The sequence below is a fragment of the Methylobacillus sp. MM3 genome, from assembly GCF_001645185.1.
In the GTDB taxonomy this organism is placed as follows: domain Bacteria; phylum Pseudomonadota; class Gammaproteobacteria; order Burkholderiales; family Methylophilaceae; genus MM2.
This window is the reverse complement of sequence record NZ_LXTQ01000040.1, coordinates 180,114-193,856: the sequence shown is the minus strand read 5'-3', so window position 1 is coordinate 193,856 and position 13,743 is coordinate 180,114. Positions and strand designations below refer to the sequence as shown.

Below are 13,743 nucleotides of genomic sequence, written 5' to 3'. Positions count from 1 at the left end.
TTGCCGTCCACAAGAACACGGTTCGGGTTATGTCAGGACGGCACCCATCCAGTCGCCGATCAGGTAGGTGACGAGGCCGGCGGAACCGCCGATGGCCAGCATGCGCAGTCCGCCCCAAAGCGCACCGCGACCGGTAAACAGCGACAGCACGGCGCCTACAATGAATAGCGCTCCGCCAGTCAGCACCACCGCCACCAGCAGAGGGTGGCGCTGAATATCCAGCAGATAGGGCAGCAGCGGAATCGTGCCGCCTGCGACAAACGAGAAAAACGATGAAAATGCCGCCACCCAGGGCGAACCCAGTTCGTCGGGATTCAGGCCCAGTTCTTCGCGCGCCAAGGTATCCAGCCCCATTTCCGGATCGGCAATCATGCGTTCCGCCAGCACCTTCGCTTCGTCTGCATGCATGCCGCGCGCCCGATAAATCAGCGCCAGCTCGGCTGCTTCCTGGCTGGGATATTGCGCCAGCTCGTCACGCTCCAGCCCGATCTGGTATTCGAACATTTCACGCTGGGAGCGCATGGATACATATTCTCCCGCCGCCATCGAGAATGCTCCCGCCAGCAGGCCGGCGACGCCGGTCAGAAGAATCACGCCGTGCTCGCTGGATGCGCCCGCCACCCCCATCACCAGACAGGCAATCGACACCAGCCCGTCGTTGACGCCGAACACCGCCGCGCGCAGCCCGCCGGAAGTACCGCCGCCCTGATGGCTGGCGCCTACCTCCTCGATGGTTTGGGGCACAGGATGGCCGAGACGGCGCGAGGAGTAAACGGACAACCCACGTATCTTGATCGCCGCCAGAATCGGGCGGATCTTGCGCGGCCCCAGCCTGCGCGTCAGCCAGGCAACGACGCGCACGCGCAAATCGGGGGCGTACTTTTCCGGAACCGGGTGCCCTGCCTTGCGCAACTCCACGGCCCACAGCCCGGATTGGCTATCCGCCTCTTTCGCGAGCTCAAGAAACAGCAACTGGCGCGGCGTACCACTCTCCTGGTCCGAAATAATGCGATACAGATAAGCCGAGCGCTTTTCTTCTTTCCAGCTTTTCAGTTCATGCACCACCTTAGCCGGCCTCGTTCCGCCGGTATTGGATCGCCTCGGCGATATGGCTGGTCTTGATGGCCTCGCCGCCCGCCAGGTCGGCAATCGTGCGCGCAACCTTGAGGATGCGATGGTAAGCCCGCGCCGAGAGATTGAGGCGGCTGATCGCATGCTTCAACAAGGCCGCACCGGCATCGTCAGGTGTACAAAAGGTATCCACCTCCCGGCTGCCCAACTGTGCATTCGATTTTCCCTGACGCTGCATCTGGATGTCGCGCGCCTTCTGGACCCGGCCCCGCACCATCGCGCTGGTTTCTCCGGATGCTGCAGAAATCAGTTCGTCCTCGCGCAAGGCCGGTACTTCGATGTGCAAATCGATGCGGTCCAGCAACGGGCCGGAAATCCGGGCGCGATAGCGTGCAATCTGGTCCGGCGTGCAACGGCACTTGTTGTTGTGATGGCCGAGATAACCGCACGGACAGGGATTCATCGCCGCAATCAACTGGAACTTGGCCGGAAAATCAGCCTGCCGCGCGGCGCGCGAGATCGTGATATGCCCGGATTCCAGCGGCTCGCGCAGCACTTCGAGCACCGCGCGTGAAAATTCGGGCAACTCGTCAAGAAACAGCACGCCATGATGCGCCAGCGAAATCTCGCCCGGACGCGGGTGCCCGCCGCCGCCCACCAGAGCCACGCCCGATGCCGTGTGATGCGGCGAGCGGAAAGGCCTGCGCTTCCAGTTTTCCGTCCTGAATCCTCCGCCTAGCGACTGGATCGCCGCGGATTCCAGCGCCTCGTCTTCCGTCATTTCCGGCAGGATGCCGGGGAAACGCGCGGCCAGCATCGACTTGCCGGTTCCGGGCGGCCCTGCCATCAACAACGAATGGTTTCCAGCTGCAGCGATTTCGAGCACGCGCTTGGGCTGCGATTGCCCTTTGACTTCCGCCAGATCGGGATATGACGCTTGCTCAGTCGCCTGAAGCTCGGCAAATGGGATCAACTCGCCTTGCCCGGCCAAGTGCGCGCAGACTTCCAGCAAGCTTTTCGCGGGATACACTGTCGCCGTCTTCACCAAAAACGCTTCCTGCGCACTATTTTGGGGCAGGACAAATGCGCGGCCGTCCCGGCTGGCTTTGTATGTCATCGCCAATGCGCCACGAACCGGTCGCAGCTCGCCGGTCAATGCGAGCTCTCCCGCAAACTCGTACTCGGCCAGGCGCTGGGCGGGGATCTGCCCCGAGGCTGCCAGGATTCCCAGAGCAATGGGCAAGTCGAAACGCCCGCTTTCCTTGGGCAGGTCGGCCGGGGCAAGATTGACCGTAATGCGCCGCGCGGGAAATTCGAACCGGGAGGTTTGCAATGCCGCCCGTACGCGATCCTTGCTCTCCTTCACTTCCGCCTCAGGCAGGCCTACGATCTGAAAGCTGGGTAATCCATTGGCCAGATGCACTTCCACCGTCACCAGTGGCGCATCCATGCCGGACAAGGCACGGCTGTATAAAACGGCAAGTCCCATAACTATTCCCGATTATTGTTTTTGTTGTGCCTCGATCTCGGCCAATCTTTTCTCCAGGGCATCGAGCTGCTCGCGAGTGCGCTGGAGTACCTGGGTCTGAATATCGAATTCCTCGCGGGTCACAAGCTCCAATTTGGTGAATATGCCCCGTAATAGTGCATTCAGGTTCTTCTCTATGTCCGCTGCTGGCGAGCTGGCCAGCATCTGACTGATTTTACTGGCGATTTCATCGATTATTTTGTTGTTTAGCATGCTGTTTTCTCCTGTTTTCATGGTTAGTCTACCAGAACCTCGGGTAGGCCATGGCCGCGAACGCACCACTCCAGTGCGCCATACTGGACTGAAATATAAAGGTTTTTCAGTTTTCATTAAAATCACTGTTACCGCAAGGCGACAGTTCTGCCTGAGTTGTCGGGTGTATTTTCTGGCACGAGTGTTGCTTCGATTCGCATGCTTGTTTTCTTTTTATTCGTTCCATTGAAAGGGTGCACCATGCGTAAATCAATTCTACTAGTCGCCTTGCTGGGAGCAGGTTTCGTTACTCCGGGCATGGCGCTTGCCGAAGAAGCAGCCGCAGCTCCTGCCGCAGCCGAGCCGGCATCTCCTCATACCGTGACCTATAACGTCGGCCTGTTCAGCCAGTATATCTGGCGCGGCATGACCCAAACCGATGAAGAGCTGGCCCTGCAGGGCGGCATCGATTACGCACATGCCAGCGGTTTCTATGCTGGCGCATGGGCATCCAATGTCAACTGGACAGAAGATGGCGGTTATCAAGAATCCAACAGCCTGGAACTGGACCTGTACGGCGGCTATGCCAACACCATCGGTGAAACCGGCATCGGCTATAACGTCGGTGTTCTGCAATACCTGTATCCGGGTAGCGATGTAGATGGCGCCATCGAGACCAACGCCACCGAAGTTTATGGCGGCCTGAGCTACAAGTGGTTCAACACCAAGCTGTCTTACGTTGTTTCCGATGAAGCCTGGGGCGTCGATGACGCCGAAGGCACCTATTACGTCGAAGCCAACGCCGACATCCCGGTCGGCGAAACCGGTCTCACTGTCAATCTTCATTACGGCGTATTCAAGTTTGACGGCGACGTCGGTGGCGTTGACAACGACCAGTACGATTACGACGACTGGAAGGTCGGCCTGACCAAGGCCTGGGCTAACGGTGTCAAGGTCGGCGGCTACTACACCGATAACGACGCCGACTTTGGCCCCTGGACCCTCAAGGAACAAACCGAAGAGCAGTTCACCGTCTTCGTCCAGAAGCTGTTCTAATTTAGCAGGACCCCGGCAGCGGGCTGGAAGCGCAACCCGGTCCGCGCCTTATTACTACTCTATAACAGGAGACTTAAATGAAATTTGTCACCGCTATCATCAAGCCTTTCAAGCTTGACGAAGTGCGTGAAGCCCTCTCCGCCATTGGCGTTCAGGGCATCACCGTCACCGAGGTCAAGGGCTTTGGTCGGCAAAAGGGGCACACCGAGCTGTATCGCGGTGCCGAATATGTCGTGGATTTCCTCCCCAAGGTCAAGCTTGAAGCCGCCATCAAGGACGATATGCTCGACCAGGTGATTGAAGCGATCGAAAAATCCGCCAGCACCGGCAAAATCGGCGACGGCAAGATTTTCATCTTCGATCTCGAACAAGTTTATCGTATCCGCACCGGCGAAACCGGTCCGGATGCGCTGTAAGGGGAGAACACCATGAAGCGTATTTTTTCGATGTTCGCCTTGGTTGGCGCACTGAGCTTCGGCGCCCTCGGCTTTGCCGGCCTGGGTCATGCCGAAGAAGCCATGCCGGAAGCAGCTCCCGCTGCGACCGCTGAAGCCGCACCCGCTGCTGAAGTTGCTGCTCCTGCCGAGGCTGCTGCTCCTGCTGAAGCGGCACCGGCCGAAGCCGCAGCCACACCGACGCCCGATAAGGGCGACACCGCCTGGATGCTGATTGCCACCGCACTGGTCACGCTGATGACCATCCCCGGCCTGGCACTGTTCTACGGCGGCATGGTGCGTTCCAAGAACATGCTTTCCGTACTGATGCAGGTCTTCGTGATCTTCTCGCTGCTGGGCGTGCTCTGGGCGCTGTATGGCTACAGTGTCGCCTTCACCGAGGGCAACGCCTTCTTCGGCGGTCTCTCCAAGGCCTTCCTGTCCGGCATCACACCCGAATCCGTGGCAGCCACCTGGAGCAAGGGCGTCGTGATTCCGGAATACGTGTACGTCGTGTTCCAGCTGACCTTCGCTGCCATCACCCCGGCGCTGATCATCGGCGCATTCGCCGAGCGCATCAAGTTCTCCGCCGTGCTGCTGTTCATGATCCTGTGGTTCACGTTCTCCTATCTGCCGCTGGCACACATGGTCTGGTACTGGGCAGGTCCTGACGCCTACACCTCTGCCGATGCCGGTGCTGCTGCCGGTGCTACCGCCGGCTGGCTGTTCCAGAAGGGTGCGCTCGACTTTGCAGGCGGTACCGTGGTGCACATCAATGCCGGTATCGCCGGCCTGGTGGGCGCGCTGATGCTGGGCAAACGCCTCGGCTACGGCAAGGAAGCGCTGCATCCGCACAGCATGACCCTGACCATGGTCGGCGCTGCCATGCTGTGGGTGGGCTGGTTCGGCTTCAATGCCGGTTCCAACCTGGAAGCCAACGGCCTGACCGCAATGGTGTTCCTGAACACCATGCTGGCTACCGGTGCTGCAACGATGTCCTGGGTTCTGGTCGAATGGTTCGGCAAGAGCAAGCCTTCCATGCTGGGTGCCGCTTCCGGTGCCGTTGCCGGCCTGGTGGCAATCACCCCGGCCTGCGGTTTCGTCGGCCCGATGGGCGCGATCGTGATCGGTCTGCTGGTGTCCCCGCTGTGCTACTACTTCGTAGCCAAGGTGAAATACATGCTGGGCTATGACGATGCACTCGACGTGTTCGGCGTGCATGCGATCGGCGGTATCTTCGGCGCGATGGCAACCGGCGTGTTTGCCAGCCCCGCGCTGGGCGGTACCAGCTGGTACGACTACGTTGCCAACGCCCCTGCCGAGTTCGACATGGGCGCGCAACTGATCGCCCAAGGCTGGGCTGTCGGCACCTCCATCGTCTGGTCCGCTGTCGTGGCTTTCATCGCCTTCAAGATCGTCGACATCGTGATCGGCCTGCGCGTCACCGAAGAAGCGGAACGCGAAGGTCTGGACACGACCGACCACGGCGAACGTGCTTACAACTACTAAGCATTGACGCAGTAAAAGCAACAAAAAAAGCGGGCACGAAAGTGCCCGCTTTTTTATTGGCTTGCGGAATGCGAAAAGGAGGCTGATGCGTATCGAGTGATCAGCCTCGACTCCGTTAAGCGTCGCCTTTCAAGAGTAGCCGACGCGCGCCCAAACGAGTCGCCTGCCATCCTAGATGATCGTAATATCCAAGCGCCGGCGCATTATCCAGATCGACCAGCAACTGCGCACGTGTCGCTCCGCGCGACCTGGCCCAGGCCAGCGCCGATTCCAGCAGCTTTCTGCCAACGCCCCTGGCGCGCCACGCTTCGTCTATCACCATATCTTCGACCCATGCGGAATACGCGCCCTCGGCGGTCGAAACAACCAGCTGCGCACTGACCATGCCGATGATTTTTCCCGAGCCGTCGCGCGCCGTCATGACAACACCGCGTTCGGACTCCGAAATCAAGTGTTGCAATCCCTGCGACTGCTTTTCCGGATCGGCATGAAAATCCTGCTCGATACCGAATAACACTTCAAGCAACTCGACAAGTTGCGGCACGTCTTCCGTGACCGCCGCCCGCAATGTGATGTCTGTTTGTTTTTCGATGTATTTTTCGCTCATGGCCGCATTGTTTCATAGAAGAAAACAGTTAAAAACATGCTCAGGTACCGCAATCCTCATACTTTTTTGGTGCGCAACGCATCAAACTCGTGCAAAACATTTCCCCGCACAAGACTGCCTCCTCATAACACACTGATAAATATCAAAATTCATATCTGGCATGCTACATGCTAAATAAAAACTGAAAACTGCTGCATCTTCCATGTTCGGTTTTTATTTCTCCTTCTCCTCCCTCTGCGGGCCTCGGCCCGCATTTTTTTTGCGCTACAATCGCAAGACTATGGTCCCTCATCTCACTACCGCTCTCAACGGCCCCCTTCTTGAACTTGAACAACGCATCCTGGACGCGATGCCGCGCATCGAATACTGGCTGCGCACGCAGTGGCTGGAACATGGCACGCCGTTTTATGCGTCGGTCGATTTGCGCAACGCCGGCTTCAAGCTGGCGCCGGTCGATACCAACCTGTTCCCCGGCGGCTTCAACAATCTGAGTCCAGATTTCCTGCCGCTCAGCGTGCAAGCGGCGATGTCGGCGGTGGAAAAGGTGTGCCCGGAAGCCCAGCGCTTCATGCTGGTACCGGAGAACCACACGCGCAACACCTTCTATCTGCAAAACGTCGCGGCACTCACCAATATCCTGCGTCAGGCAGGGCTGACGGTACGTATCGGCAGCATTTCGCCGGAAATCACCGAGGTCACTCGCCTGCCACTGCCACATGGCGGCGAACTGGTGCTGGAGCCTGTCAAACGCGTCGGCAACCGCCTGGTGCTGGATGGCTTCGATCCGTGCGCAATCCTGCTGAATAACGACCTTTCCGCCGGCATCCCGGACATTCTGCAGGGGCTCGAACAGTCACTGATCCCGCCGCTGCATGCAGGCTGGGCAGTACGCCGCAAATCGCGCCATTTCGCGGCGTATGCACGCGTCGCACGCGATTTTGCCGAACTGATCGGCATCGACCCCTGGCTGGTTGACCCGATGTTCGCCAGCTGCGGCATGATCAATTTTCATGAGCGCATTGGCGAGGATTGCCTGGCATCGCAGGTTTCCGATCTGCTGTCGCGCATGGGCGCAAAATATCGCGAATACGGCGTCGAGCAGGATCCTTTCGTCATCGTGAAGGCCGACGCCGGTACTTATGGCATGGGCATCATGACCGTGAAAAGCCCGGATGACGTGCGCGGCCTCAACCGCAAGCAGCGCAACAAGATGTCGGTAGTAAAAGAAGGCCTGCAGGTGCAGGAGGTCATCATCCAGGAAGGCGTGTATACCTTCGAGAGCATCAACGAAGCCGTCGCCGAGCCAGTGGTCTACATGATGGATCACTATGTGCTGGGCGGTTTCTATCGCGTACATACCGGCCGCGGCATCGACGAAAACCTCAATGCGCCTGGCATGCATTTCGTGCCGCTGGCGTTCGACACCGCCTGCTCGCTGCCCGATTGCGCCGGCAAGCCGGATGCGGCGCCCAACCGTTTCTATGCCTATGGCGTGATTGCGCGACTGGCCTTGCTGGCCGCCGCCATCGAACTGGAAGAAACGGCTCCGCTCGAACTCGCTGCCTGATTCACCGATGAAATTCGCATTCATACTCGACCCGCTCGATAGCCTGAAGACTGCCAAGGACACCAGCCTGGCGATCATGCGCGAGGCGGCTGCGCGTGGACATGCGTTGTTCGTCGCGGAGCAGGATGACCTGGTTTTGCGGAACGGAACCGCGCTGATTCAGGCCGCCGAATTCCGTTTCAGCGACGGACAGGAATGGTTCTCGCTGGGCGAAAAAACGCTCCATTCGCCGACGGATTTCGACGCACTGCTGATGCGCAAGGATCCTCCTTTCGATACCGAATACATCTACAGCACCTACCTGCTGGAGCTGGCAGAAAACCAGGGCGCACGCGTGCTCAATCGTCCGCGCTCCATCCGCGACTGGAACGAAAAGCTCTCGGTGGCGCGCTTCCCGCAATTTGCTCCGCCCTTCCTCGTCACCCGGCACATTGCCGCAATCCGCCAGTTTCTGGAAGACGAAGGCGACATCGTAGTCAAGCCGCTGGACGGCATGGGCGGCAGCGGCGTGTTCCGCCTGCATCGCCAGGACCACAATATCGGCGTCATCCTCGAAACCATCACGCATTACGAACGGCGCACCGTGATGGCGCAACGCTACCTGCCGGAAATCAAGGCCGGCGACAAGCGCATCCTCATCATCGATGGCGAACCGCTGCCCTACGCACTGGCACGCATCCCCAAAGCCGGCGAAACACGGGGCAACCTGGCAGCCGGCGGTAAGGGCGTGGCGCAACCGCTTTCCGCACACGACCGCGAAATCGCGATCGCCGTGGGCGTCGAACTGAAGAAGGAAGGCCTGTTCCTGGTTGGTCTGGATGTCATCGGCGACCATCTCACCGAGATCAACGTCACCAGCCCCACCGGCATGGTCGAAATCGCCGCGCAGACCGATTGCAATCCGGCGGTGGTCTTCGTGGACGCGCTTGAAAAAAGCGTTTAACCACGGAGCACACCGAGGCCACGGAGAGAATCAAGGCACGACATGCGTGATATGAAATCCCTGTGTTCTCCGTGCGCTCCGTGGTTCAAGATTTTCATGCTGATCTGGGCGCTCATGCTCGCAGGCTGCGGCCGCGAGGCCATGCATCAATCCCAGTCCTATGTCTTTGGTACGCTGGTGGACATCACCATTTACGGTGAGTCCGATGACCGTGCGCGCGTACTTTCTAATCACGTTCTGCAGGAATTCCAGCGCCTCCACGACCAGTTGCACGCCTGGAAATCGGGCAGCGAACTCGATCGGCTGAATACCGCATTCGCAGCGGGCCAATCAGTTTCGATTTCCCCTGAGCTTGCCGGCATCCTGAGCGATGCAACGCGGCTGGCGCAGCAGTCCGGCGGGCTGTTCAACCCCGCCATCGGGCATCTCATCCAGACCTGGGGATTTCAGGGCGAAGAGTTCAAGCCCGTGTACCCCGATCCGGCAGAAATCCGCAATTGGGTCGCAGCCAACCCCCAAATGACCGATATCGCCCTTGAAAAAGGCATGGCCAGCAGTCGCAACCCGGCGGTACGACTCGACCTCGGCGGCTATGCAAAAGGCTGGTCACTCGACCTGGCGGCAGATTATCTGCGCAAACAAGGTGTGAAAGGCGCGCTCGTCAATATCGGCGGCAATATTATAGCCATCGGCAGCCACGGCAACCGCCCCTGGCGCGTTGGTATCCAGCATCCACGCCAACCCGGCCCCATCGCGACACTTGAATTGCCGGACGGTTGGGCCATCGGCACTTCCGGCGATTACCAGCGCTACTTCGAGCTGGACGGCCAACGTTATTGCCATATCCTCGATCCGCGCACCGGTCATCCGGCGCAAGGTGTGCGGGAAGTCAGCATACTCGTGCCGCCGGGCACACGTGCCGGGACGCTCTCCGACGTGGCATCCAAGCCCATTTTCCTGTCCGGCGACGGTTGGCGCGCAGCCGCGCAACGCATGGGCGTCGAGCACGCCATGCTGATCGACGCGCAAGGCAAGATTCATCTCACCGCCGCGATGCGGCAGCGCCTGAAATTCACCGATAAAAATGTCGCGCTGGAAGTCCTTCCCTAGCCCGCTGCCGGGCGACTGGCTGATACTCGCCATCGGGTGCGCCGCGGTAGCCATGCTGTTTGTCACGTTATGGCAGAGTGAGCCGGCCGGCAAACTGCGCATTCGTGCCGGAGATCAGGTCTTCGCCACGCTCAGCCTGACACAGAAACGCACGCTGGAAGTGCCCGGCCCGCTGGGCATCAGCCGCATCGAAATCGACAATGGCCGCGCGCGCGTCGCAGCCGACCCCGGCCGCCACCAATATTGCGTGAAACAGGGCTGGCTGACGCGCGCCGGGCAAGTCGCGATGTGCCTGCCCAACCAGGTCAGCCTGGAACTGCTGGGCGGTGAGAAAGCCTATGACTCGCTCAACTATTGAAATTACCACCACCCCCGACGATCATCGCATCGCGCGCCTGGCGGCACTGGCGATCACGCTGCACCTGATCGAGGCGGTGATTCCTTCGCCTTTGCCCGGCGTCAAACCCGGCATCGCCAATATCGTCACGCTCTACGTGCTCTACCGCTTCGATTTCGCCACCGCCGCCTGGGTTTCGCTGCTGCGCGTCGTCGCCGGCAGCCTGCTGCTCGGCAACTTTCTTTCCCCGGCTTTTGCGCTCAGCCTCTCGGGCGCGCTATGCAGCCTGCTGATCCTACGCGTTGGCATGCTCCTGCCGCGACAGTGGTTCGGACCTGTCGGCCTCAGCATACTGGCCGCGTTCGCGCACATTGCCGGGCAGCTGCTGGTAGTGCGGCTGTGGCTGATTCCGCATGCCGGCGTCGCTTACCTGATCCCGATCTTCGCCGCCGCTGCCTTGATTTTCGGCGCCATCAACGGACTTATCGCCGCGCGTTTACTGCGCGATAATGCCAAGATTCCCTCATCGGAAAAACAGACATGAAGCTAGCGATCACTTTTCTTCTAGGCCTTGCAGTACTGCCGGTCAGCACTCAGGCATTAGCAGCAGACTGGGCGCCTCTCGGCAAGGTCGGCGCGGTCGATCAATACTTTTATGACCGCAGCAAACTGACGATCAAGGAAGACCAGATCACCTACTGGAAAAAGGTCGTGTTCGCCGCCCCGCAAGTGATCAACGGCAAGGAAGTCGCTTCCGGCCTACTGCGCGAACGCATCGACTGCGCCGAGCACACTGCCAAGCTGATCAGCTATCTGTATTACGCCACGTCTGGAGATACCGTCGAATATATCGCCAAGGACGAATCCGAAGCCGCACCCATCATCCCCGACACGGTGGGGGATGCCTTTGAGCAGAAGCTGTGCCCGATGGTCTGGCGCAAGCAGGAAGAAGCGCGTATCAAGACGGAACAAAGAGCCGCGGAAGCAGAGCTTTCGGCAGCGAGGAGAACACCAACCGTTCAGGAAAAACCGGCCGTTTCCGGCACAGGCGCAAGCCCTGCAGCCGTGCCACCGACTTCGCCTTCCGGCAGCGCGACAATTCCGGCCAGCCCGGCACAGAGCACCGTGCCTGTACCGGGCAAGACGCCTCCCGATCCGAATACCGCACCGATCACGACCTCTCCGAATACCGCGGCCCAGCCGGGAAAAACGCCGCCGGATCCCAACGCGGCGCCAGTGCCAAGGCAACCTTTGCCGATGCCGCAAATCATAGAGCAATTGTATTAATGATGACCGCTCGCCTTTAGAGCTCTCCTTCTCGCATTCATACGAGGTAACCCATGGAATTGTCCGAGATCGATCAAACGCAAATAACCTCGCGAGCCATCGAACTGATGGGAGGCGCCGAAGCTTTTTACACTGCCGCAGACAAGGAACTCGACGAAATCCAGAGAAAATGGAACCAGAACATCGACCTGATCGGTCGCATTCTGCGTGCACACTTGTTCGTAGAACACTACATGACGGAGTACATCACCAACACCAATTCAAGACTGGGTGATTTGAATCAGGCACGACTTTCATTCGTGCAGAAAACCGCCCTGCTCGACGCTACCAACCCCGACATGACTGACATCCTCCCAGGGATAAGGCAGTTAAACAGAATACGCAACCGACTCGCTCACAACCTGGATGTTCAGGTCACCGGCGAAGACGCCAAGACTTTTCTTGAATCCGAGCGCTTTGCCGCTCTCAGAGCCGCACGTGAGAGAGAAAAACCCGTCAGCTCGGAACCGATAGACGTACTCGAAGACTTTGCACAACATACAAGCATCGTTTTCAGCTATGAATTCACGCCGCTGAGCCATGCCATGACACAAGCAATCACCGAAGCTCATGCAGGCAAGCCAGACAAATAGCCGTGTTAAAATAATCGCTTTGGACTGAATGCCATGCGCGCAATCCTGCTGTGTATCGTGCTGAGCCTGACGCTGACCGCCTGCGGTTCCAAAGGCCCGCTTTACATCCCCGAACAACAGTATCCCCAAGGTAACCCGTGACCCCTTTTGAAACTAAAAACGGCGAGCTCTGCGCCGAAGATGTGCCTTTGTCGGAAATCGCAGCGGAATTCGGCACGCCCTGCTATGTCTATTCGCGCGCGGCGCTGACCGAGGCCTTCCGCAATTTTGCCGCCGGCTTTGCCGGACACGACCACTTGGTGTGCTATGCGGTCAAGGCCAACCCTAACCTGGCGATCCTGAATCTTTTCGCGAAGCTGGGCGCCGGTTTCGACATCGTGTCCGGCGGCGAGCTGGCGCGCGTGCTGGCGGCAGGCGGCGATCCAGGCAAAGTGGTGTTCTCGGGCGTGGGCAAGACGGCGGCGGAAATGCGCCAGGCACTGGAGGCCGGCATTTTCTGCTTCAATGTGGAATCCGAAGCCGAATTGGAACGCCTCAACATCGTTGCGGGCGAGATGGGCAAAAAGGCGCCGGTGTCGTTGCGCGTGAATCCCAACGTGGATGCCAAGACCCATCCTTACATTTCCACCGGCCTCAAGAACAACAAGTTCGGCGTGGCCTATGAAGAGGCGCTGACGCTGTACAAGCGCGCCGCCACCATGCCGAATATTTCCGTGCATGGCATCGACTGCCATATCGGCTCGCAACTAACCGAATTGTCGCCCTTCCTCGACGCGCTGGATCGCGTGTTGGCGCTGATGGACCAGATCGAATCAGCCGGGATCAAAATTCACCATCTCGATATCGGCGGCGGCATCGGCATCCGCTACACGGACGAAACACCTCCCGAGTTTTCCGCTTACGCGCAAGCCATTCGCGCCAAGCTCACCGGCCGCAAGTTCAAGCTGGTGATGGAACCCGGCCGCGCGCTGGTCGGCAATGCCGGCCTGCTGCTGACCACGGTGGAATACCTCAAGCACGGCGAAACCAGGAACTTCGCCATCGTCGATGCGGCGATGAACGACCTGATGCGCCCCGCGCTTTATGACGCCTGGCACGACATTCTGCCGGTGAAAACACGAGAAGAATCCGCGCAGGTGTATGAAGTTGTCGGCCCGGTGTGCGAAAGCGGAGATTTTCTCGGTCACGACCGTTCGCTCGCCCTCCGGCAGGGCGACCTCCTCGCGATCCTGTCGGCAGGCGCGTACGGCATGAGCATGAGCTCCAACTACAACACGCGTCCGCGTGTGGCCGAAGTAATGGTGGACGGCGGCAAGGTGCATCTCGTGCGCGAGCGCGAAATCGTGCAGCAATTGTTTGCGACGGAAAAGGTGCTGCCGAGTTGATTTTCGGCTTCGCTTCTTCTTTACCCGCATAAAATTGAGGGGGATTGTAGAGCTTGCTGGTTAGGGGTAGATTAGCGGTTCGCGG

16 protein-coding genes are annotated in these 13,743 nt (G+C 59.3%); 12 read left to right on the top strand and 4 right to left on the bottom strand.

Annotation, left to right across the window (positions count from 1 at the left end; all coding sequences use genetic code 11):
• Positions 1 to 27 precede the first annotated feature (27 nt).
• The 3 genes from A7976_RS11320 to A7976_RS11310 are packed head-to-tail and all read right to left on the bottom strand — an operon-like array spanning position 28 to position 2,812.
• Positions 28 to 1,062, bottom strand: coding sequence for a VIT1/CCC1 transporter family protein (locus tag A7976_RS11320; protein WP_240483862.1), 1,035 nt, complete (start codon positions 1,060 to 1,062; stop codon positions 28 to 30).
• A gap of 4 nt (positions 1,063 to 1,066) precedes the next feature.
• On the bottom strand, positions 1,067 to 2,560 hold the full coding sequence (locus tag A7976_RS11315; protein WP_067111687.1) for a YifB family Mg chelatase-like AAA ATPase: 1,494 nt from the start codon (positions 2,558 to 2,560) through the stop codon (positions 1,067 to 1,069).
• Between the two features lie 12 nt (positions 2,561 to 2,572).
• Entirely contained in the window at positions 2,573 to 2,812 is a 240-nt protein-coding gene (locus tag A7976_RS11310; RefSeq protein ID WP_067111685.1) for an accessory factor UbiK family protein, read from the bottom strand.
• Between the two features lie 240 nt (positions 2,813 to 3,052).
• Here A7976_RS11310 and A7976_RS11305 point away from each other — a divergent pair, with 240 nt between their 5' ends.
• The 3 genes from A7976_RS11305 to A7976_RS11295 all read left to right on the top strand — a co-directional run bounded on the left by A7976_RS11305 (position 3,053) and on the right by A7976_RS11295 (position 5,790).
• Positions 3,053 to 3,847 carry a TorF family putative porin gene (locus tag A7976_RS11305; protein ID WP_067111681.1) on the top strand — a complete coding sequence of 265 codons (795 nt, stop codon included), beginning with the start codon at positions 3,053 to 3,055 and terminating at the stop codon, positions 3,845 to 3,847.
• Between the two features lie 77 nt (positions 3,848 to 3,924).
• A complete protein-coding gene (gene glnK, locus A7976_RS11300; RefSeq protein WP_067111678.1) occupies positions 3,925 to 4,263 on the top strand; it encodes a P-II family nitrogen regulator in 339 nt (112 codons plus the stop codon).
• A gap of 12 nt (positions 4,264 to 4,275) precedes the next feature.
• Positions 4,276 to 5,790 carry an ammonium transporter gene (locus A7976_RS11295; RefSeq protein WP_067111675.1) on the top strand — a complete coding sequence of 505 codons (1,515 nt, stop codon included), beginning with the start codon at positions 4,276 to 4,278 and terminating at the stop codon, positions 5,788 to 5,790.
• 115 nt (positions 5,791 to 5,905) lie between these two features.
• Here the strand turns inward: A7976_RS11295 and A7976_RS11290 are convergent, their stop codons facing one another.
• The gene (locus A7976_RS11290; RefSeq protein ID WP_205633505.1) at positions 5,906 to 6,397 is read right to left on the bottom strand and encodes a GNAT family N-acetyltransferase; all 492 of its coding nucleotides are present in this window, start codon (positions 6,395 to 6,397) and stop codon (positions 5,906 to 5,908) included.
• A gap of 280 nt (positions 6,398 to 6,677) precedes the next feature.
• On the opposite strand from A7976_RS11290, the gene gshA reads away from it, so the two are divergent.
• The 9 genes from gshA to lysA are packed head-to-tail and all read left to right on the top strand — an operon-like array spanning position 6,678 to position 13,658.
• The gene (gshA, locus tag A7976_RS11285) at positions 6,678 to 7,964 is read left to right on the top strand and encodes a glutamate--cysteine ligase (protein ID WP_067112056.1); all 1,287 of its coding nucleotides are present in this window, start codon (positions 6,678 to 6,680) and stop codon (positions 7,962 to 7,964) included.
• A 7-nt stretch (positions 7,965 to 7,971) separates the two neighbouring features.
• Positions 7,972 to 8,907, top strand: a complete 936-nt coding sequence (gene gshB, locus A7976_RS11280; RefSeq protein WP_067111672.1) for a glutathione synthase — start codon at positions 7,972 to 7,974, stop codon at positions 8,905 to 8,907.
• A 42-nt stretch (positions 8,908 to 8,949) separates the two neighbouring features.
• Complete coding sequence (locus A7976_RS11275) at positions 8,950 to 10,017, top strand: FAD:protein FMN transferase (RefSeq protein ID WP_205633504.1); 1,068 nt, start codon at positions 8,950 to 8,952, stop codon at positions 10,015 to 10,017.
• Positions 9,992 to 10,375 carry a NusG domain II-containing protein gene (locus A7976_RS11270; protein ID WP_067111669.1) on the top strand — a complete coding sequence of 128 codons (384 nt, stop codon included), beginning with the start codon at positions 9,992 to 9,994 and terminating at the stop codon, positions 10,373 to 10,375. The genes A7976_RS11275 and A7976_RS11270 overlap by 26 nt, the downstream gene beginning before the upstream one ends.
• Entirely contained in the window at positions 10,356 to 10,898 is a 543-nt protein-coding gene (locus tag A7976_RS11265) for a Gx transporter family protein (protein ID WP_067111666.1), read from the top strand. The genes A7976_RS11270 and A7976_RS11265 overlap by 20 nt, the downstream gene beginning before the upstream one ends.
• Positions 10,895 to 11,641 (top strand): surface-adhesin E family protein, encoded by a 747-nt coding sequence (locus A7976_RS11260; RefSeq protein WP_067111663.1) that lies wholly within the window; start codon positions 10,895 to 10,897, stop codon positions 11,639 to 11,641. The genes A7976_RS11265 and A7976_RS11260 overlap by 4 nt, the downstream gene beginning before the upstream one ends.
• Positions 11,642 to 11,694: 53 nt before the next feature.
• The gene (locus tag A7976_RS11255; RefSeq protein ID WP_067111660.1) at positions 11,695 to 12,273 is read left to right on the top strand and encodes a hypothetical protein; all 579 of its coding nucleotides are present in this window, start codon (positions 11,695 to 11,697) and stop codon (positions 12,271 to 12,273) included.
• A 33-nt stretch (positions 12,274 to 12,306) separates the two neighbouring features.
• On the top strand, positions 12,307 to 12,414 hold the full coding sequence (locus A7976_RS14875) for a lipoprotein (protein ID WP_082878105.1): 108 nt from the start codon (positions 12,307 to 12,309) through the stop codon (positions 12,412 to 12,414).
• A complete protein-coding gene (gene lysA, locus A7976_RS11250) occupies positions 12,411 to 13,658 on the top strand; it encodes a diaminopimelate decarboxylase (RefSeq protein WP_067111657.1) in 1,248 nt (415 codons plus the stop codon). The genes A7976_RS14875 and lysA overlap by 4 nt, the downstream gene beginning before the upstream one ends.
• Positions 13,659 to 13,743 lie beyond the last annotated feature (85 nt).